This is a genomic window from Arthrobacter sp. W4I7, assembly GCF_030816215.1.
GTDB classification, from domain to species: domain Bacteria; phylum Actinomycetota; class Actinomycetes; order Actinomycetales; family Micrococcaceae; genus Arthrobacter; species Arthrobacter siccitolerans_A.
This window is the reverse complement of the sequence record NZ_JAUSXU010000001.1, coordinates 2,420,117-2,439,981: the sequence shown is the minus strand read 5'-3', so window position 1 is coordinate 2,439,981 and position 19,865 is coordinate 2,420,117. Positions and strand designations below refer to the sequence as shown.

Sequence of the window (19,865 nt, the reverse complement as noted above, 5' to 3'; positions counted from 1 at the left end):
GGAGGCCTTCGACCGCACGAGCGTTGACCTCCCCCGCCGACCAGCTCGCTTTGCTCGAACGGCTGATGGCGGTGAGCAACCGCGTGGTGGTAGTGCTCTCAAACGGAGGCATGGTGACGGTGGACCCATGGGCGGGCGGCACGGCGGCGATCCTGGAGATGTGGCTGGGCGGCCAGGCCGCGGGAAGTGCCGCCGCGGCGCTCCTTTTCGGGGAGAGCAACCCCTCGGGCAAGCTTGCTGAGAGCATCCCGCACACCCTGGCCGACGGGTCAGCGTTCCACAACTTCCCCGGCAACGGCGAAAAGGTCCTCTACGGAGAGCGCATCTACGTCGGCTACCGGCACTTCGACACCGTCGGCCGCGATGTCGCCTTCCCATTCGGCCACGGCCTGTCCTACACGTCGTTCGCGTACGACGACATCGCCGTCGTCCTCGGCGTCGATGAACTGACGGTGACAGTGCGCGTCACGAACACAGGAGAGCGGGACGGTGCCGAGGTGGTGCAGTTCTACTCGGTTCCGCCCGTTTCCGGGGAGGATCGCCCCGTGCACGAACTCATCGGCTTCGAGAAGATCGCGCTCAAGGCGGGCCGGAGCGGTGTCGTCACGGCGACGATCCCGTTAACCGACTTCGACTATTGGAACTCTCAGCACCGTGCGTGGGTGCACGCGGGCGGTGAGTACATGATCCAGGTTGCGGCGTCGTCGAGGGACATCCGCGGGCAAGTCGCCGTCGAGCTGCCCAGCACGGAGCCGGCCGCCACGCTGACCCTCGACTCCGCGATGGGAGAGTGGTTCTCCGACACCGACGGTGCCATCGCCCTCAAAGAGATCATGGCGCAGTTCGCCACCCGAGGATCGGGCGAGTGGGATGACGAGACCCTCCCGCTCGTCCTGCCGATGCCGCTGCGCACCATCCTGCCGATGGCGGCCTCGAAGCTGCCCTTCCCGCAGCTCGGTGAGATGCTGCTCCAGCGTTTAGTGGAGCTCAGGGGCGAGCGCATCGAAAGCGTTTGATCCGCAGGGTCACCGCATCGCCCGCGGACGGCTGGGGCCATTCCAAACGATCAATAGGAGAACATCTTGGGACGAGTAAGCGGCAAGGTCGCGCTGATCAGTGGCGGAGCACGGGGAATGGGAGCCGCGTTCGCCCGCGCACTGGTCGAGGAAGGGGCCAAGGTCGTCATTGGCGACCTCCTCGACCACGAGGGCATGATGTTCGCCGAGGAGCTCGGCGAAGACTGCGTCTTCGTGCACCTCGACGTGAGGGAATACGCGGAGTGGGAGAGCGCCGTGCAGACAGCTGTGAGTTCGTTCGGGCGTCTGGACGTGCTCATCAACAACGCCGGACTCGTCAAGAGCGCCCGCTTCGACGAGCACACGATCGAGGATTGGAAGATCGTCATCGATGTCAATCTCACCGGGTCCTTCTTCGGCATGCGCGCGGCAGTGGAGGAGCTGAAGCGGTCCGGTCGCGGATCCATCATCAACATCTCCTCCGACGCAGGCCTGCAGGGATACGAAGCGATCACGGGGTACAACGCCTCGAAGTTCGGGCTGCGTGGGCTTACAAAGAGCGCCGCGCTTGATCTCGGCCGCTACAACGTGCGCGTCAACACCGTGCACCCCGGCCTCATCCGTACGCCGATGTTGGCGGGAATGGAATTCCCTCAGGACCACGTCGCCCTGCACCGACTGGGTGAGATGGAGGAGCTCGGCAAGCTGATCCTGTTTCTTGCCAGCGACGATTCGTCCTTTTCCACGGGAGCCGAATTCATCGCAGACGGCGGGGAGAGCGCGGGCCTGGCCCACAGACAGCCGGCCGAAGCGGGATAGGATCGCCTCGTGACACAAACCGACGATGGCCCCCGTCAACGGCGCCCACGTGGTCCGTACGCGAAATCCGACGCCGTTCGGGCAGGGATTCTCGACGCGTGTCTCGAGGTTTTCGCGCAGTTCGGGTTCCGCGGCACGACCATGAAGGATGTGGCGGCGCGGGCTGGCATCTCGCATACCGGCCTGCTCCACCACTTCCCGACGAAGGCTGCGCTCCTCGACGCGGTGCTGCGCCGCCGCTACGACGATGCAGCCGGCGTGATCATGGCGGTGCCCCGACGGGACGTCCTGGCGGCGCAGGCCCGTGTTCTGCACGAGAACACGGCGCAGCCGGGAATCATCCAGCTACACACGATCATCTCCGCCGAAGCGACGAGTGCCGATCATCCAGCGCATGACTTTTTCGCGAAGCGCCTGGACGACTTCCGCGAATACTTGACCAGAGCGTTCGAGGATGCCCAGGCGGAGGGTCGACTCAAGATCGACGCCGAACCCGAGCAGCTTTCCAATCTCTACATGGCGGTTCAGGACGGGCTCCAGCTGCAGTGGCTGTACAACCCGGGGGCCGTTGACATCGAGCAGGGCGTCCGCATCTTCCTGTCGTCGATCATTGAGGGCGACCTGGGCTGAACCCGGGGTCGCCTGACGGCACTTCCGGCTGAATCGACACCGTTCGAGCCCCGCTCGGCGCGCTGATTCGTCGCACCCGAAAACTTTCCCAAAGTCGAATCGCGATTCGAGTTGCGTGAATATAGTTACACGTTCATAATTTAGGAAGTCAACACGTAGCTCCTGAACACACCTCGACGAGCCCCGTGCCCCGCACCAACAAAGGAGTTGTTATGCATTCGAACCGTACCCGGTTCACTGTGATCAGAGCGGCGGCGGCTGTCGCCGCCCTCTTCGCAGTCATCGCCACCTCGGCCTGCTCGTCGGACGGGACGGGCCCCTCCGAGTCCGATGCCACGATCAAGCTGTCCGTGCTCGGCACCTTCCCGAGCCTTGATCCGTCGCTGCTGGACGACGGACAGTCGGCGTACGTGTGGCAGAGCGTCTACGACACCCTTGTCTACATCGACAATGATGGGACGCTGCAGCCTAACGCGGCGGAGAGCTGGGAGTATTCCACTGACGGACTCACCCTGACGCTGAACCTCCGCGACGACATGACCTTCAGTTCCGGTGACCCTGTCACCGCTGACGCGGTGGTCAAGACCTTCGAGCGCACCAAGTCGATGCCGGGCCTGCATCAGGGTCAGTTCGCCTCCGTGTCCTCCGTCGAGGCTGCGGACGACACGACCGTCGTGGTGCAGTTCTCGCAGCCCGACGGCGCATTCCTCCCGAGCTTGGGTACGGCCATCGGAGTCATCGGCGACCCCGAAACCATCGACGACGAGAACAGCGCCCTGCGCCCAGTGGGCTCGGGGGCGTACGAACTCGACGCCGCAGCGACGACCGACGGTTCGACCTACGTGCTCAAGCGTCGCGACGACTACTGGAACGCCGACGCCTACCCGTTCTCGACTGTGACGGTCCGCGTGATCGCCGATTCCACAGCCGCGTTCAATGCGCTGCAGGCCGGGGAGATCAACGCCGGAATGGTGCAGCCCGACCAGGCGCAGGCGCTGGCGAACAACCCGCAGTTCAAGCTTTCCAAGGTCGACGCCAACTCCCTGGCCAGCATCCTGCTCATGGACCGCAACGGGGAAGTGGCACCCGCACTCGCCGACGTTCGCGTGCGTCGGGCCATGAACATGGCCTTCGACCGCGACGGATTCGTTACCAACGTGCTGCGGGGGCGCGGCAGCGCCACCCAGCAGTTCGTGAACCCGAAGAGCGGAGCGTTCGTTGAGAGCCTTGACGATACCTACACCTTCGACATCGAGGGGGCCAAGGCACTTCTTGCCGAAGCCGGTTACCCTGACGGCTTCGCACTGACGCTGCCGAGCACGTTCTTGTCCCAGCAGCTCGAGCCGCTGGTGACGCAGGCGATGGCGCAGATCGGGATCACCCTCACCTGGCAGCCCGTCCCAGCGCAGGAGGCTGCCACGGCGCTGGCCTCGAAGAAGTTCCCAGCGGCGTTCTTCATCCGCAACCTGAACCTCCCGGCGCGCGACACCTTCGACTACTACGGCAACGGCGGTTACCTCAATCCGTTCGCCCCGGAGGATCCGGAGCTGGCCGCGCTGATCGCGAAGGCCTCAACCGTCGTGGACGAGACGGGCTCGGGCGCGGCGTACCAGGATGTGGTCCGCTACGCGACCGAGAACGCGCTCACACTACCCCTGTTCTACGCAGGAGTCACTTGGGCGACCACCCCTGATATCACGTACCTCGGCAACGGGTCGAACACCAATCTTTCTGTCCGCAACTTCGGTGTGAGCGAGTAATGACTCCGAAACGTTCCACGACGTCGGGGTCCGGAATCACCGGGCTCCGACGTACGGAGATCCTATGATCATCTACATTCTTCGTCGGGTTGGGGCCGGGCTGATCCTGGCCTTCGTCGTCACGGCGATTGTCTTCGCCCTTCTGAGCTTGTCGCAGGAGGCGGTGCTCCGTAACCTGCTCGGTACGGGGGCGACCCCAGAGGCGATGGTGGAACGCGGAAAGCTCCTGGGCTTCGATCGTCCGCTCGTCGTGCAGTACGCAGATTGGCTCGGCGGGGTCTTCCAGCTTGACTTCGGTCGCTCCTACGCCCACCAGCGAACTAGTCGGCCCCGCCGTCGCGAGCCGCCTCGCTGTGACCCTGTCTGTCGTGTTGGTGGCGTTGTTGCTCGTCGCCGTGGTCAGCGTCGTGCTCGGCGTCACCGCCGCCATACGCGGTGGAGTGGTGGACCGGGTGGTGCAATTGGTGTCGCTCGTCGGCCTAGTGCTCCCCGCCCTGCTGGTGGCGATCCTCCTCGTGGTGGTCTTCTCCGTCCAACTCAAACTGTTGCCCGCGACGGGGTTCGTACCTTTCGCCTCCAATCCCGTCCGCTGGGCGGCCTCGATCACCCTGCCCGTGATCGTCCTCAGCCTGAGCGGTGTTGCGAACATCGCCTCCCAGGTCCGCGGATCGATGCTGGACGAACTCCGCAAGGACTACGTCCGCACACTCACGACCCGGGGCATCTCCACCCGCTCAATCGTGCTCAAGCACGCTCTGCGCAACGCCTCGGGGCCGGCGCTTACCGTACTATCGCTGGAATTCATCGCGATGCTCGGCGGTGCCCTCATCATCGAAAAGGTGTTCGCCCTTCCCGGTTACGGCATCTTCTCCTTCACCTCGTCCATCCAATCCGACATCCCCGTGATCATGGGCATCACCTTGTTCGCCGTTCTGCTCGTCGTCGGAGTGAACCTCCTCGTCGACCTGGCCGCCGGATGGCTTAATCCGAAAGCGAGAAGCTTTTGACCACGCACGAAGCGCCTCCCGACACCGTTTCCGTCGCCATGGCCCAGAAGCTGCCGCCGGTTCGGCAGTCCCCGCTCGGAAAGCTCCTGCGGGACCATCAGGCCGTCGCCGCGGGTGTGCTGCTGATCATCATCATCATGGCCGGCGTTTTAGCGAGCCTGATCTCGCCCTACTCGCCGAACGCCGCCTCGCTCCAGCTGATCAACGCCCCCCTCGGCACCCCAGGGCATCCGCTCGGCGCCGACGGCAGCGGCCGCGACATCCTCTCCCGGCTCCTCCACTCCATCAACACGAGCATGCTCTCCGCCCTGATCGGCACGGGTGTGGCCCTGCTCATCGGCGTGACCGCCGGCCTCATCGGCGGCTACCTCGGCCGCCGCGTGCGGGGCGCTACCGACTGGATTTTCAACCTGCTGATGGCGTTCCCGGGACTGCTCGTCCTGATCATCCTGATTCCGGTGACGAAGGCGGACTTCCGCGCCACGATGCTGCTGTTCGGCATCCTGCTCTCGCCCACGATTTACCGCATCGTGCGCAACCAGGTCGTCGCCGTGAAGAACGAACTGTTCGTGGATGCGGCGCGGGTCTCCGGGCTGTCGAACCTTCGCATCCTGGGACGGCACGTGCTGTTCGTGGTGCGAGGCCCGATCATCATCGCTGCGGCCTTCATGGCCAACGCCGCAATCGGCGCGCAGGCGGGCCTGGCCTTCCTGGGCCTCGGCTCGAACTCGGTTCCCAGCTTCGGCGCCATGATCGCCGAAGCGTTCGTCAACCTGTACACCCACCCGCTGCAGCTGCTCTGGCCGAGCCTCATGCTAGGTCTGATCACCGCCTGCCTCGTGCTCCTCGGCAATTCACTGCGCGACGCCCTGGAGGGCTCGCGCAAGACGCGAACGCCGTCGAAGAAGCACCGGTCCCATCCCCGCATCGCGGCGGTGAGGGCCGGCGCCGCGAAAGCGATCGTCACCTCGCCGACCACGCTCCTGGAAATCGACAGTCTTGCCATCGGCTATCCGGACGCGGCCGGCGAGGTCACCGAGGTCGTGCGGAATGTCAGTCTGACTGTAGAGCCCGGTGAGATCGTCGGCCTGGTCGGTGAGTCCGGTTCGGGGAAGACCCAATCGGCGTTCGCTGCGCTCGGCGTACTGCCCCGCGAAGCGATCATCGTCGGCGGACGGGTGCTGATCGAGGGCCGGGACGTGACGGAGCTCAGCCAGCCACAGTTCCGTGCGCTCCGCGGCGGCACCATCGCCTACGTCCCGCAGGAGCCGATGAGCAATCTCGACCCCTCCTCCCGCATCGGCGCCCAGCTCGTCGAGGGCCTTCGCGCGTCGTCCGGGCTCTCCCGTCGCGACGCGAAAGTCCGCATCCTCGAGCTGCTCGGCCGAGTCGGGATCATCGACCCCGAGCGTGTCTTCATGGCCTACCCGCATGAAGTCTCCGGCGGCATGGCGCAGCGGGCGCTGATCGCGGGTGCCGTGGCCGGCAGGCCCAAGCTCCTCATTGCCGACGAGCCCACGACCGCGCTGGATGTCACCGTGCAGGCCGAGATCCTCGACCTGCTGCGCGACTTGCAGTCCGAGCTAGGCATGGGCGTGCTGCTGGTCACCCACAACTTCGGCGTCGTCGCCGACCTCTGCGATCGGCTGGTCGTCATGCGGTCGGGCGAGGTCGTCGAGACAGGAACCGTGCGCGAGGTATTCCAGGATCCGCAGCATCCCTACACCAAAATGCTGTTGAGCTCGATCCTCGACGAGGGCCACGTGCGCAACGACCCACCCCTGACCATCACGACCGCCATGCCGGAGAGGACAATCCGATGACGCTACTCGAAGTGGACGGACTGCGAGTTGCCTATCCCGGGCGCGGCTTCCGTCGCCCGGCCAACGAAGTGCTGCACGGCGTCTCCTTCGACGTCGCGGCCGGCGAGACACTCGGACTCGTCGGCGAGTCCGGATCGGGCAAGACGACCATCGGGCGCGCCATCCTCGGCCTCGTGCGGCCCTCCGGGGGCACGATCCGCTTCGACGGCCGAGACATCACCAACTCGACCCCGGCCATGAGGCGTTCATCGTCGGCGGACATCCAGGTGGTGTTCCAGGACCCATACACCTCGCTCAATCCTTCGATGACGATCGGCGACATCTTGGCCGAGCCGCTGATCGCGCACGGCCAGGCCCGCGGCGCCGCGCGCGAACGGGTGCGGACCCTGCTCGACCAGGTCGGTCTTCCGTCAAACGCCTCGCAGCGTTTACCCCGCGAGTTCAGTGGTGGCCAGCGTCAGCGGGTTGCCATAGCGCGTGCACTCACCGTGGAGCCGCGGCTGATCGTCTGCGACGAGCCGGTCTCGGCGCTCGACTTGTCCACGCAGGCACGCGTGCTCGACCTGTTCATCGACATCCAGCGCGAGACGGGTGTTGCCTACCTCTTCATCTCGCACGACCTCGCCGTCGTGCGACACGTCAGTCACCGCGTCGCGGTCGCCTATCACGGCGACATCGTGGAGATCGGCGACGCTGCCAAGGTCACCTCGCAGCCCGACCATGACTACACGAAGAGCCTCCTCCTTGCGGCGCCGGTCGCAAACCCCGATGCGCAAGCGCAGCGCCGCCGAGACCGGGCGGCGCTCAAGGAGCTCCAACGTGCGTCCAGTTAGATGGGGCCTGATCGGCACCGGCGAGATCAGTCGGAACTTCGCCGCTGACCTCACCTCAGCGACGGGATCGAGGCGGCTTGCAGTCGCTTCGCGAAGCGCTTCCCGGGGTGCCGCGTTCGCCGCGGAATGCGCAGTCGAACGGGCCTACGCCAGTGTCGACGCGCTCCTGGACGATCCCGACGTCGACGTCGTGCACATCGGAACGCCTCACGGGACGCATCGCGCACTGGCGCTCCGCGCACTGGGAGCGGGAAAGCCCATCGTCGTTGAGAAGCCGATCGGTCTCAACCGGGCCGAGGTGGAAGAGATCAGTGACGCGGCCGCCTCCGCGGGTCTGTTCGCGATGGAAGCGATGTGGATGAAGTTCAAACCCGAGCTACCGAAAGGCGCTTGCACAGGTGCGGGCTGAGGCGATCGGCCGCCCGCGCAGCGTGCGGGCCTCTTTCGGCATTCCCTTTCCCATGGATGTCGGCAGCCGGTGGTCAGCGGAGCTTGGCGGCAGCACGCTCCTGGACCAGGGAATCTACCCGATCACCCTCGCCCTCGACGTCTTCGGGGCGCCGACTGAGATCATCGCACGAGGGCGAATGCGCGCCGACGGCGTCGATCTCGCCGAGCACGTCACCCTCGAGTTCGCCGACGGCTGCTACGCCCAGCTCGCGGCGTCGATGGTGGAGTTCTGCGAACTGACCGCTTCGGTGAACGGCACGAAGGGCTGGATCGCCATCCCCACACCGTTCTGGGCGACCCACACCTTCCGCACTCACGCCTCCGGCGGGGAGCCCGGCAGCTTCGTCGAGGGTATCGAGACCGCGTCCCCGGTCGAGGGCAACGGTTTCGGCCCGATGATCGAGCACGTCAATGCCGCACTAGCGGCCGGCGACCTCGAGTCGCCGATCCACCCCTTCCGCGACACCCTCGCCGTCTTCGACGTACTCGACGCCATTCGCGCCGAGCTGCGCGTCAGCGAACCGACCTGATCGGGACGATCAGGAAACCCGCGGCCACAAGCAGAACGAAAATTTACTGACCAATTGATTTTCCTGGAAGGCGTGGTGCCCACCAGGTGATGGACGGAGTTGTCGCAGGTGAGAAAAGAAGCATTTAACACGGGATGGGCCTTCCGGCCTAAAGTCGGCCCCTTCGACGAGCTGTCTCCCGATGCACAGTACGTTCCGGTAGATCTCCCTCACGATGCGCTCATCGGTGCCGAGAGATCGCCCTCGGCCCTGGGTTCGAACGCCTACTTCGCCGGGGGAGCGTTCCAGTACCGCAAGACCTTCTCCGTGCCGGAATCCTCCCAGAACCGACGCTTCTCGATTTTCTTCGAGGGCGTGTACCGCGACGCGATGATTTACGTGAACGGGGCCTTCGCGGGACAGCGTCCCTACGGATACTCCGGGTTCGAGATCGACCTCACCCCGCACCTGGTGCTGGACGCCGAAAACGAGATCGTGGTCGAGGCGCGAAGCCACGAGGACAGCCGCTGGTACACGGGCGCCGGCATCTACCGTGACGTCTGGCTCCTCACAGGCGACGAGGTGCACATCGCCGCCGATGGGCCGACCGTGCGCACCGTCGATCAGGAGGCCACGCTTGCCGTGCTGGAGGTCGTCGTCCCCCTTGAAACGACCTCTCCCCGCCTCGCCACCTCGCGGATCGAGGTCGAGATCGCGGATGCGACTGGGCGCGTGATCGACTCCGCCTCGGCCGTCGTGACGACGGAGCCAGGGCAGACGGTAGTCGCCCGGCAGCGGCTCTTCGTCGAGGACCCCGAGCTGTGGAGCGCGGAATCGCCGAACCTCTATTCCGTGACGACGCGCCTCCTGGAGGGCGAGCGCATCATCGAATCCCACACGGTTCGAACCGGCATCCGCACCGTACGCGTCGACCACCGCTCGGGCCTTCGCGTCAACGGGGTCACCGTGAAGCTACGCGGAGCGTGCATCCACGCCGATAATGGCATCCTCGGCGCAGCGACCTTCGCCGATGCCGAGGAGCGCCGCATCCGCATCCTCAAGAAGGCGGGGTTCAACGCTATCCGGTCGTCGCACAACCCTCTGAGCGTGCCGATGATCCAGGCCTGCGACAGGCTCGGCATGTACGTTATCGACGAGGCCTTCGACATGTGGGCGTCCACCAAGACCTCCTCGGACTACGCCCTCCGCTTCGCCGAGTGGTGGGAACGCGACATCGAGGCGATGGTCGCCAAAGATCTCAACCACGCCAGCGTCATCGGCTACTCCATCGGAAACGAGATCCCGGAGGTCGGCAGCCCCGCCGGAGCGGCCACCAACCGGCGTCTGGCCGAGAAGGTGCGCGCGCTGGACGGCGACCGCTTCGTCACGAACGGCGTGAACTCGCTGCTGGCCGTCATGTTCGATCTGAAATCCGCCACGGGAGGGGCGGGTGGAGCGGGCGGATTCGCCGAGCAGGCAGGAGGCATCAACACCATGATGGCCGCGCCCGGCGGCGTGATGAACGCGATAGCCGCCTCGCCCCTGGCGACGGAGAAGACCGAGGAGAGCTTGGGGGCCCTCGACGTCGCGGGCATGAACTACGGCGACAGCCGGTACGAGTTGGACCGTGAGCTGTTCCCCCGCCGCGTCATCGTGGGATCGGAGACCTTCCCAGGGCGGATCGACGAGACCTGGCCGCTCGTGATGGCCCTGGACACCGTGATCGGCGACTTCACCTGGACGGGCTGGGACTATCTCGGAGAGGTGGGCCTCGGTCGGTCCATCGCCGCAGGAGACCAGAGCGTCCAGTCCGGACTCACCGCGCCATATCCGTGGATTGCGGCATGGTCGGGCGACATCGACCTCCTCGGCACTCGGCGACCGCTGTCGTTCTATCGGGAGATGATCTTCGGGCTTCGGGCCGACCCCTACATCGCCGTGTTGCGGCCGGGTCGCCACGCGGGAGAGACCCTGACCAGCCCCTGGGCCTGGAGTGACAGCGTCTCGAGCTGGGCGTGGGACGTGCCCGTGGGCACTCCTCTCGACATCGAGATCTACAGTCCGGCGGGTGAGGTGGAGATCGTGCTGAACGGCCGTTCGCTCGGCCGGGTGGTGTCGAGCCCCGATAACCGTTTCCGCCCCGGATTCACGGTGCCGTTCGAGCCGGGCGAGCTCGTCGCGATCAGCACGATCGACGGAACGACGCGGAGTCACTCCCTGCGCAGTGCCCACTCCGAAACTGGCGTCGTGCCCACGATCGAGCGCGGCCGACAGTTGGTCTTCGTCGAGCTGCGGTTGGCGGATGCCGAGGGCACCACATCGATCGGGATCGATCGCGAACTGACGATCGAGGTGGAGGGGGAAGCCCGTCTGCTCGCCTTCGGCAGCGCGGATCCCGCACCCGCCGGTGGGTATGCCGGCCGCACGACGATGACCTTCGATGGACGCGCGCTGGCCATACTCCGGGCCGACCCCACGACAACGATCATCCGCGTGACGGACGGCGGAGCCGAGGGGGCGGTCACCGAGTTCACGATCTAGCTCACTCGGCTACACCGTCGCGGCGGCCCTCCTCGGCACGAACAAGATCAGCACGACCGTGAGGATGGCCGCCGCGCTTCCGAGTGCCATCACAACGCGCAGCGCTTCTTGCGACGGCACGGACACGCCCCCGAACTGGGTGGTCATCTGGCTGATCACGATGCCCGCAACGGCGCTGGAGACCGTCGTTCCCAGGGCGCGCATGAGGGTGTTGAGGCTGTTCGCCGACGCGGTCTCCGAGAGAGGGGTCGCGCTCATCACCAGGGCCGGCAGCGCGCCGTAGGCGATCCCCACCCCGGCGCCGATCACCAGCGAGACGATCAGGATCTCCAGAACGCTGCCGAGGAAGACAACCCCCACGGCGTAACCGACCGCGACGGTGAGCGAACCGACGATCACCGTCACCTGCGGGCCCCTGGTGCGCGAGATGAGCGCCGATACCGGCGCGAACAGCATCATCACCAGCCCTTGCGGTGCCATGATCAGCCCCACGGCGAGGAGGGACAGGCCCAGCCCGTACCCGGTGGCGGTAGGCAGCTGGATGGCCTGAGGGAGCACGAGCGAGACAGAGAAAACCGCGAATCCGAAGGCGATCGACGCCAAGTTTGTGAACAGCAATGGACGCCTTGCAGTGGTGCGCAGATCGACCAGCGGCTGGGTTATGCGCAGCTGGTACCAGCCCCAGGACACAAGGACCAAGGCCGCGATCGCGAATAGGGAGAGCGTGAGGGGGCTGCCCCAGCCCCAGGCCGCTCCGCGCGTGATTGCCAGCAGCAGCGCCACCAGTGCGGTGGCCAGACCCACGGCTCCGAGCACGTCGAACCGCCCACCGGTACGGGTGGGCGAGCGGCGCACGACGATCGCGACGAGTGTCGTCATCACGGCCCCGAGGGCAGCTGCCACCCAGAAGATCGCATGCCAGGAGGTGTACTCGATCAGAAGGGCCGCGCTAGGGAGGCCCAGGGCGCCGCCGACGCCGAGCGAGGCGCTCATCAGCGCGATCGAAGAGCCGAGGCGCTCGGGAGGCAGGGCGTCACGCATGATGCTGATGCCGAGCGGAATCACCCCGGAGGCCAGACCCTGCAGCGCCCGTCCGGCGATCATCGGGACCAGCGAGTCGCTGAGCGCGCAGACCACAGAACCCACCATGAGCAGCACCAGGCTGAGCAGCAGCAGTCGCCGCTTGCCGTACATGTCACCGAGCCGTCCCACGACGGGGGTTGCCACGGCGGCCGCGAGCAGTGTCGCCGTCACGACCCAAGCCGTGTCGGCGGCCGGAGCCCCCAGCAGGCGCGGGAACTGCGGTACCAGCGGGATGACGAGCGTCTGCATGAGCGAAACGACGATGCCGGCAGACGCCAGAACCGCCACTGTACGGCGAGGGCTCACCACAGCGGTTCCAGCGGACGGACCATCCAATAAAAGTCGATTCACCATGCCAAATTATAAACACGATTCTAATTTAGACTCTACAGGGGCCAGGTCTGCGAGCTTCCAGACTATAACCGCGGCGGCGCCGGTACGAGTGTGGCTTATTTGAGCTACCGGTGAGACATCTCGCATTCCCAGGCGTGCGAGACGCCCGATTCGATTAGGCCAGCCACATAGCTCCTGATGGATCATGAGAAGCCGGGCGGGCTGACTCGAACAATTGAACGCGGCACGTGGTTCGAGAGGCGCGAAAGCGAGGGCGACCTTTCATTCGAGGGCTACTCCTCCAGCCGGGCGACAATTCCGTCGAGGATTGGAACGGCCGGGTGTGTGCGACACCGAACCCGATCATCTACACACTCCTACCTCGCTGCTCCGAGCTAATCGGGAGACGGTCCTCCACCGGCCGCCGCCTAATCCCATATAGCGTTCATCAAAGTCCCCGCCGTTCCAGGGTTATTGCTGCTCATCCGCAAGGTGACCGGTGGTACGAACAGCTCGATTTACCCCGTGAGTTGAACCTGCGAAGGCCTTCGCACAGCACCGAAATCAGAAGCGAATGCACGAATTTCAAATCTGACGAGAATTGTCCCTTGATGGTGGGCGAAGGATTAAAACGCTTTGGTGGGCCGGAGTCCTCCCGACTCAAGAAACGACAGTGGCTCAAGCCCGGATAGCAGACCTTGCGCGTCCGTTTATCAGGTTGAGCGCTCATAGGCAGGGGAGTGGCCTAGGGGCACGCGGGGACAGACGTGCTCTTTCGGGTCACCAGTTCGGGTTCGATCACGATGCTGCTCGGGCCCTTTCCGTCCTTAATAGCACTCAGCATGACCTCCATACAGCCCCGTCCCAACTCCTCGAAGTCCTGGCGCACCGTTGTAAGGGGCGGAGTGAAGTACCGGGACTCGGGCTGATCGTCGAAACCAACCACCGAAATGTCCTCGGGCACTCGGACGCCGGCTTCGTCAAAGGCACGCAGGAGACCTAGTGCCATCTGGTCATTTCCCACGAACAGCGCTGTAACCGTGCGGTCGGAAGCAAGTTTCTTGCCAATTTCGTAACCACTGTCTGCACTCCAGCCGCCCTCAACAAGAAAATCAGCAGGTAGGCCAGCGGCCTGCATGGCCGTCCTCCAGCCCTGTGCCCGGACTTCGCCGTCGATCCAATCCCGCGGGCCCGCAATGTGTCCGATCCGACGATGCCCTTGCTCTATGAGATGGGTCACGGCTCGCTCAGCTCCCCGTACTTGATCGACCATTAAGCCGCTGACGGCATTATTGCCGCGGGTCCCCAAGGCCACCACCGGAATTTCGAGCGCTACACCTGCTAGTGCGGCAAGGGTTTCCGAATGGGGCACAATCACCACCATGCCGTCAACGGATTGACTAAGAAAGTGCTCTGTCGCGCTGAGGATGGCTTCTCGGCTGACCTCTCGAAGTGCAGCGATACTGACAAAATATCCGGCGTCACGGGCAGCATGCTCAAATGCCATCAGCGTGTTCACCGGCCCATACTGCGAGAGTTCGCAGCCTAGAACCCCGATTGTCTGGGAACGACGGGTGACCAGGCTCCGCGCGGCGGTATTGCGCCTGTAGCCTAGTTCGGCGATGGCAGCCTCGACCTTTCCCCGCGTGGACGCCCTGACGTTGGGATGATTATTGATCACTCTCGACACGGTCTGGTGCGACACTCCGGCCCGATCCGCCACATCCTCAAGGCGGGGCAGGAGCCGCCCAATCTTTTGCATCATGCGGTCAATTCTGCTCGAGCTAAAGAGCAACGGTTCATCTGTTCTTTAGGAACTTCAAAACGGGGCAATGTCAGTCGTCTGTGGCGTAGATACTCCAAGAGGCCTCGTGATCCTTTCCTGGCTCCAGTCGCAGCAAATCGGTCGTGCTGTTGAAGGCGTCGGGAGGGCAGGTCATAGGCTCCACCGCAAGGCCGATTCGGTTCGCGGCGGGCGCTGGCTTGTCGGCTGTGTGAATTTGGAGCCATTGGCAGGATCGGTCCCATGTCATTCCGACACCCGTCCCGCTGGGATCCTGAAGTTCCAAGCGGACATGTCCAGTCTCGTCGAACTCTATGTCGGTGAATGCGTGATCGATTTCGGTGGCACCGATGACGCGGCCGGCGCGGAAGTCGAATTCATGGTCCTCGACGCTTCGGACCTTTTTGGGCAGCAGCCGGTCGCATGTGACCTCCAGGAACGACCGGGCCGGGATTTCCAGAGACCACTCGTCGAGGGGTGATTCGCCCGCGATCAAATAAGGGTGCGGACATACTCCATACGGCGCCGTAGTTTTTCCGGTATTCCGGGCGGTTACCCGGCTATGCAAACCCTTGTCGGACAGGACGTACTCGACGTCGATCTGGAGCGCGTGAGGATAGCCATCAGTTGAACCTATTGCCACGGAGAGCGTTACGGAGTTCCGGTCTTCTGCCAGAAGGGTCCATTCCTTGGCGAAAGCCAACCCGTGCAGGGCGCAGCCGCGTTCAGGCTCGTTGACGGGGAGTTTATACGTAGCCCCGTCAAAGACATACCTGCCGTCTGCGATTCTGTTCGGCCAGGGAGCTGCGATGATTCCGCGGTAATCAGGGATGGGTCCGCCCTCCGGGAACGGAACGATGAGGTCCCGTCCCCGGTGCCGCAGCTCCCGCAAGGCCCCGGCCTGTGCCGTGACAACTGCGGCGTAGTCTCCGAAGCTGAGCCAGTACTCGGTCAAATTCCGCTGGCCAGTTTGTAGTAGGCGGCGTTCCAGTTCAGGTCCTTTTTGAACTGGCGGATGGTGGTGCCTTCGTCGATGGTGAGCAGTTCGGTTTTGGTGATCTCGGCGAAGTCCTCGAACACATCCATGCCCACCTGCGTGGACAGGACGGTGTGGTGGGCGGCTCCGGCCGTGAGCCAGGCGGCGGCGGAGGTGGCGAAATCTGGTTTGGGCTGCCACAGGGCGCGGGCCACGGGCAGGTTGGGCAGCGGCTGGTCAAGGGGGACAACGTCGACGGCGTTCGCCACCAGGCGGAAACGGTCCCGCATGTCGGAAAGAGCGACGACAACCCCCGCGGAGGCATCGGCGTCGAACACCAGGCGCACCGGGTCTTCCTTGCCGCCGATGCCGAGCGGGTGGATTTCAAGCCGGGGCTTCGCGGCGGTCAGGGACGGGCAGACCTCCAGCATGTGGGCGCCCAGGATCTTCTCGGAGCCGGGTTCCAGGTGGTAGGTGTAGTCCTCCATCAGCGACGCCCCGCCAGGCAGGCCCGCACCCATCACCTTCGCGGCGCGGACCAGGATGGCAGTCTTCCAGTCACCCTCGGCACCAAAGCCGTAGCCGGCAGCCATGAGCCGCTGCACGGCCAGCCCGGGAAGCTGGCGAAGTGCGCCGAGGTCCTCGAAGGAGGTGGTGAACGCTGCGGAGCCGTTGGCTTCGAGGAAGCTGCGCAGGCCCAGTTCAATCCGTGCCCCGTAACGGAGGGAATCGTGCCGGGCCGCGCCTGCGCGGAGCTCCGGAACAACGTCGTAAAGGTCCTCGTACTCGGCAACCAGCGCATCGACGTCGGCCTCGGCGGCGCCATGCACGGCGTCGGCGAGCTCGTTTACCGACCAGGTGTTGACCGCGACGCCGAAGCGCAGCTCGGCCTCCGTTTTGTCGCCTTCGGTGACGGCGACGTTGCGCATGTTGTCACCGAAGCGGGTCAGCTTCAGGGTCCGGACGGCGGCCCAGCCCGCGGCGGCGCGCTGCCAGGAACCCACCTGACGGGCCACTTCCGGATTGGAGACATGCCCCACCACGGTCTTCCGGGCAATGCCCAGGCGGGACTGGATGTACCCGAACTCGCGGTCACCGTGCGCCGCCTGGTTCAGGTTCATGAAGTCGAAGTCGATGTCCGCCCACGGCAGGTCCCGGTTGGCCTGGGTGTGCAGGTGCAGCAGCGGCTTGCGCAGCAGGTCCAGCCCCTGGATCCACATTTTCGCAGGGCTGAAGGTGTGCATCCAGGCGGTGACGCCGATGACGGAGTCGTCCGAGTTGGCCTCCAGCGCGGTGCGGCGGATGGCATCCGAATCGGTCAGGACCGGCTTCCACACGATCCGCACCGGAACGGTGGATGAAGCGTTGAGCTGGTTGGCTATTTCCTGCGACTGGGCGGCCACCTGCTTGAGGACGTCCTCTCCGTAGAGGTGCTGGCTGCCGGTGAGGAACCAGACCTCGTAGCCGTCAAGGGAAGTGTTTGCTGCGGTGCTCATGGGCTCTCCTTGGGAGTAAGTTTTGGGCGGCCTTTATTGGCCTGGTTATTGCTGGGGCTGTTACCGGTCCGGCTGTTACTGGCCGTAGACGTTCTGGTAGCGGGCGTAGAGGGAATCGATGTGGCCCTGGTCGATGGGAAGGGGCTTGCCCAGCTGCCGTGCGATGTGGACCGTGCGGGCCACTTCCTCGCACATCACCGCCGCCTTCACCGCGGACCTGGCGTCCTTGCCGATGGTGAACGGGCCGTGGTTCTGCATCAGCACGGCCGGCGAATTGGAGTTCTTCAGCGTCTCCACGATCCCGTGGCCGATTGAGTCGTCGCCAATCAGCGCGAACGGCCCCACCGGGATGGAACCGCCGAACTCATCGCTCATCATGGTCAGCACGCACGGGATCGCCTCCCCGCGCGCGGCCCACGCCGTGGCGTAGGTGGAGTGCGTGTGCACCACCCCGCCCACGTCCGGCATGTGACGGTAAACGTACGCGTGGGCAGCAGTATCCGACGACGGCGACAGCGCCGGATTGCCCCAGTCGACGGTGCCCGCACCGCCGACGTTGGTGCCCCTGACGGGGGTACCGTACAGATCTGTCACGATCATCTTCTCCGGGGTCAGATCCTGGTAGGAGACGCCGGAGGGTTTGATGACCATCAGATCGTGGTCTGGCACCCGGGCGGACACGTTGCCGGCGGTCCACACCACCAGCTCATAGCGGGTAAGTTCGGCATGCAGGGCGCAGACTTCCTCCCGGATGCGGGCGATCGTTTCCATGACTCCGCCGGTCATGCCGTCGTTCTAACGGCAACGTCGCAAGAAGTCGCGCAGGTTCTGGAGGCCCGGCGCGTGGGCATGCTCCCGCTGAGGGGCTTGTAGGACGGGGACTTCATAGAGGACCTCCAAAAGGAAAAGGGGTTTAGGCTCGGGTCGATTGTGAACGCTAACAGCTGCCCTGTCAAGGAGTGGAAAAGTCGCGGCAGAGCTCGGATTGCCGCGGGATTCGTTGGGTGATTTGGCAAGGCTGGCGCTTTTTGACGCGACCACCTAATCTGTGTTGTTAGCGCTAACCCATGGCGCCCAACATTTGAACGTTCCAGTAAGAGAGATCCCCATGGACGAATCACGTCGCGAGATTGCCGCCGGCCGCACTGCTCTCGGGATTGAGCTTGGCTCGACTCGCATCAAGGCGTGCCTTGTGGGTGAGGACCCGTCAAAAGTTCTTGCGGTTGGGACCCACGAGTGGGAGAACAACTTCGTTGACCGCCTGTGGACGTACTCTCTCGACGATGTTTGGTCAGGCATACAGGCCGCTTACGCTGACCTTGCCTCGGAGGTGGAGCGGCTATACGGCCTGCGCCCGCGGCAGTACGGCGCCATAGGGATTTCCGCGATGATGCACGGTTACCTCGCCTTCGACAAAGCGGGAGAGCTCCTTGTCCCTTTCCGGACGTGGCGCAACACCAATACAGGGCCGGCTGCAGCGGAGCTCACGGAACTCTTCGGACAGAACATTCCCCTGCGCTGGTCCATCGCGCACCTGCACCAGGCCGTCCTCGACCGGGAGCAACACCTGCCACAGGTGCGCTCACTAACCACGTTGGCCGGGTACGTCCACCGGCAGCTGACCGGCCACAATGTGCTGGGCATTGGCGACGCATCGGGCATGTTCCCGATCGACTCCAGCACGCACAACTACGACGCCGAATTGCTCGCCCGCTATGACGACAAGTTGGCGGAGCACGCGCCAAGCCTGGGCAAGACCATGGACCTGCTGCCCCAGGTGCTGGTAGCCGGCCAGTCAGCGGGGGAGCTGATTGCCGAGGGGGCTGCTCTCCTCGATCCGACAGGCGCGTTGCAGCCAGGCGCGATGTTCTGCCCTCCCGAAGGTGACGCGGGAACGGGCATGGTAGCGACCTGCTCGGTCGCCCCGCGCACAGGCAACGTCAGTGCAGGTACAAGCATTTTCGCCATGGTCGTGCTCGAGCGTCCACTGAAACGCGTCCATCAGGAACTCGATCTCGTGGCCACTCCTGCCGGGGACCCGGTGGCGATGGTGCATTGCAATAACGGCGCCAGCGAGCTTGCCGCCTGGGCAGGGCTTTTCACCCGCTTTGCTGCTGCAGCAGGGGCACCAGTCGACTCCGACGCTGTCTTCACGACGCTCTTCCAGGAAGCACTCGAAGGCGAGGCCGACGCCGGGGGGCTCCTTGCCTACAACCATCTCGCAGGTGAACCCATCGCCGGTCTCACTGAGGGCAGGCCGCTCTTCCTGCGTACCCCCGACAGCAAACTCACACTTGCCAACTTCATGAGGGCGCAGCTCTATGGCGTCTTCGGAACACTCAGCCTGGGAATGAACGTCCTGACGGACGAAGGCGTCGAACTCGACCAAATGTTCGCCCACGGTGGCCTGTTCCGGACAGCAGGAGTAGCCCAAAAGTTCCTCGCTGGGGCGCTGGGAACCCCTGTATCAATAGCCGAGTCAGCTTCTGAAGGCGGAGCCTGGGGAATCGCAGTGTTGGCCTCCTACCTGTCAGCCACCGCGTCCGGAAGCCAGCTGGATCTCAACAACTACCTCCGCCAACGAGTCTTCGGCGACGCAGTGTTCGAAACGGCCGACCCGGAGGCAGCGGACGTTGCCGGCTTCGCCGCTTACCTCGTCAACTACCGAAAAGGCCTCGCCGTTCAGCGCTCGGCCATCGGCGTGCTCTAAGAAAAACGAGAGCGCCGGTTTCTTCGCACGTCGAAAGTTCTCGCAGCTACTTCTACACCCGTTGTTTTAACACCGACAGGACCTCCCGCAAAGCTC

Annotated in this window: 16 protein-coding genes and 1 pseudogene; 12 read left to right on the top strand and 5 right to left on the bottom strand. The window is 64.6% G+C overall.

Annotation, left to right across the window (positions count from 1 at the left end):
- Positions 1–65 precede the first annotated feature (65 nt).
- The 11 genes and pseudogenes from QF047_RS11180 to QF047_RS11135 all read left to right on the top strand — a co-directional run bounded on the left by QF047_RS11180 (position 66) and on the right by QF047_RS11135 (position 11,388).
- Positions 66–1,016 (top strand): glycoside hydrolase family 3 C-terminal domain-containing protein, encoded by a 951-nt coding sequence (locus tag QF047_RS11180; RefSeq protein WP_307276856.1) that lies wholly within the window; start codon positions 66–68, stop codon positions 1,014–1,016.
- Between the two features lie 66 nt (positions 1,017–1,082).
- Complete coding sequence (locus QF047_RS11175; protein ID WP_307276853.1) at positions 1,083–1,835, top strand: SDR family oxidoreductase; 753 nt, start codon at positions 1,083–1,085, stop codon at positions 1,833–1,835.
- A gap of 9 nt (positions 1,836–1,844) precedes the next feature.
- Positions 1,845–2,465, top strand: coding sequence for a TetR/AcrR family transcriptional regulator (locus QF047_RS11170; RefSeq protein WP_307276850.1), 621 nt, complete (start codon positions 1,845–1,847; stop codon positions 2,463–2,465).
- A gap of 212 nt (positions 2,466–2,677) precedes the next feature.
- Positions 2,678–4,225: an ABC transporter substrate-binding protein gene (locus QF047_RS11165; RefSeq protein ID WP_307276848.1), complete on the top strand. Its 1,548-nt coding sequence runs from the start codon at positions 2,678–2,680 to the stop codon at positions 4,223–4,225.
- Positions 4,226–4,289: 64 nt separating this feature from the next.
- Positions 4,290–4,472 (top strand): annotated as a pseudogene (locus tag QF047_RS22340) (ABC transporter permease); the annotation flags it as partial.
- 106 nt (positions 4,473–4,578) lie between these two features.
- A complete protein-coding gene (locus QF047_RS11160) occupies positions 4,579–5,232 on the top strand; it encodes an ABC transporter permease (protein ID WP_307276845.1) in 654 nt (217 codons plus the stop codon).
- On the top strand, positions 5,229–7,055 hold the full coding sequence (locus QF047_RS11155) for a dipeptide/oligopeptide/nickel ABC transporter permease/ATP-binding protein (protein ID WP_307276842.1): 1,827 nt from the start codon (positions 5,229–5,231) through the stop codon (positions 7,053–7,055). The genes QF047_RS11160 and QF047_RS11155 overlap by 4 nt, the downstream gene beginning before the upstream one ends.
- Positions 7,052–7,888 carry an ATP-binding cassette domain-containing protein gene (locus QF047_RS11150; RefSeq protein ID WP_307276839.1) on the top strand — a complete coding sequence of 279 codons (837 nt, stop codon included), beginning with the start codon at positions 7,052–7,054 and terminating at the stop codon, positions 7,886–7,888. Before QF047_RS11155 ends, QF047_RS11150 begins: the two co-directional genes overlap by 4 nt.
- The gene (locus QF047_RS11145; protein WP_307276836.1) at positions 7,875–8,297 is read left to right on the top strand and encodes a Gfo/Idh/MocA family protein; all 423 of its coding nucleotides are present in this window, start codon (positions 7,875–7,877) and stop codon (positions 8,295–8,297) included. The genes QF047_RS11150 and QF047_RS11145 overlap by 14 nt, the downstream gene beginning before the upstream one ends.
- Positions 8,287–8,868 carry a Gfo/Idh/MocA family oxidoreductase gene (locus QF047_RS11140; RefSeq protein ID WP_307276833.1) on the top strand — a complete coding sequence of 194 codons (582 nt, stop codon included), beginning with the start codon at positions 8,287–8,289 and terminating at the stop codon, positions 8,866–8,868. The genes QF047_RS11145 and QF047_RS11140 overlap by 11 nt, the downstream gene beginning before the upstream one ends.
- 108 nt (positions 8,869–8,976) lie before the next feature.
- Complete coding sequence (locus QF047_RS11135; RefSeq protein WP_307276831.1) at positions 8,977–11,388, top strand: glycoside hydrolase family 2 TIM barrel-domain containing protein; 2,412 nt, start codon at positions 8,977–8,979, stop codon at positions 11,386–11,388.
- 9 nt (positions 11,389–11,397) lie between these two features.
- Here the strand turns inward: QF047_RS11135 and QF047_RS11130 are convergent, their stop codons facing one another.
- The 5 genes from QF047_RS11130 to QF047_RS11110 form a co-directional block, all read right to left on the bottom strand.
- On the bottom strand, positions 11,398–12,825 hold the full coding sequence (locus tag QF047_RS11130; protein ID WP_307276828.1) for an MFS transporter: 1,428 nt from the start codon (positions 12,823–12,825) through the stop codon (positions 11,398–11,400).
- A 724-nt stretch (positions 12,826–13,549) separates the two neighbouring features.
- A complete protein-coding gene (locus QF047_RS11125) occupies positions 13,550–14,569 on the bottom strand; it encodes a LacI family DNA-binding transcriptional regulator (protein WP_307276825.1) in 1,020 nt (339 codons plus the stop codon).
- A 70-nt stretch (positions 14,570–14,639) separates the two neighbouring features.
- On the bottom strand, positions 14,640–15,542 hold the full coding sequence (locus QF047_RS11120) for an aldose 1-epimerase family protein (RefSeq protein WP_307276822.1): 903 nt from the start codon (positions 15,540–15,542) through the stop codon (positions 14,640–14,642).
- Positions 15,539–17,059: an L-arabinose isomerase gene (gene araA / locus QF047_RS11115; protein ID WP_307276820.1), complete on the bottom strand. Its 1,521-nt coding sequence runs from the start codon at positions 17,057–17,059 to the stop codon at positions 15,539–15,541. The genes QF047_RS11120 and araA overlap by 4 nt, the downstream gene beginning before the upstream one ends.
- Positions 17,060–17,134: 75 nt before the next feature.
- Entirely contained in the window at positions 17,135–17,845 is a 711-nt protein-coding gene (locus QF047_RS11110; RefSeq protein ID WP_307276817.1) for an L-ribulose-5-phosphate 4-epimerase, read from the bottom strand.
- A 322-nt stretch (positions 17,846–18,167) separates the two neighbouring features.
- On the opposite strand from QF047_RS11110, the gene QF047_RS11105 reads away from it, so the two are divergent.
- On the top strand, positions 18,168–19,769 hold the full coding sequence (locus QF047_RS11105; RefSeq protein WP_307276814.1) for a xylulokinase: 1,602 nt from the start codon (positions 18,168–18,170) through the stop codon (positions 19,767–19,769).
- Positions 19,770–19,865 lie beyond the last annotated feature (96 nt).

Bases quoted from the DNA above. Each gene is read 5' to 3' on its own strand.
- QF047_RS11105 (WP_307276814.1), top strand. From the start codon at position 18,168: ATGGACGAATCACGTCGCGAGATTGCCGCCGGCCGCACTGCTCTCGGG.
- QF047_RS11130 (WP_307276828.1), bottom strand. From the start codon at position 12,825: ATGGTGAATCGACTTTTATTGGATGGTCCGTCCGCTGGAACCGCTGTG.
- QF047_RS11180 (WP_307276856.1), top strand. From the start codon at position 66: ATGGCGGTGAGCAACCGCGTGGTGGTAGTGCTCTCAAACGGAGGCATG.
- QF047_RS11150 (WP_307276839.1), top strand. From the start codon at position 7,052: ATGACGCTACTCGAAGTGGACGGACTGCGAGTTGCCTATCCCGGGCGC.
- QF047_RS11125 (WP_307276825.1), bottom strand. From the start codon at position 14,569: ATGATGCAAAAGATTGGGCGGCTCCTGCCCCGCCTTGAGGATGTGGCG.
- QF047_RS11110 (WP_307276817.1), bottom strand. From the start codon at position 17,845: ATGACCGGCGGAGTCATGGAAACGATCGCCCGCATCCGGGAGGAAGTC.
- QF047_RS11165 (WP_307276848.1), top strand. From the start codon at position 2,678: ATGCATTCGAACCGTACCCGGTTCACTGTGATCAGAGCGGCGGCGGCT.
- araA (WP_307276820.1), bottom strand. From the start codon at position 17,059: ATGAGCACCGCAGCAAACACTTCCCTTGACGGCTACGAGGTCTGGTTC.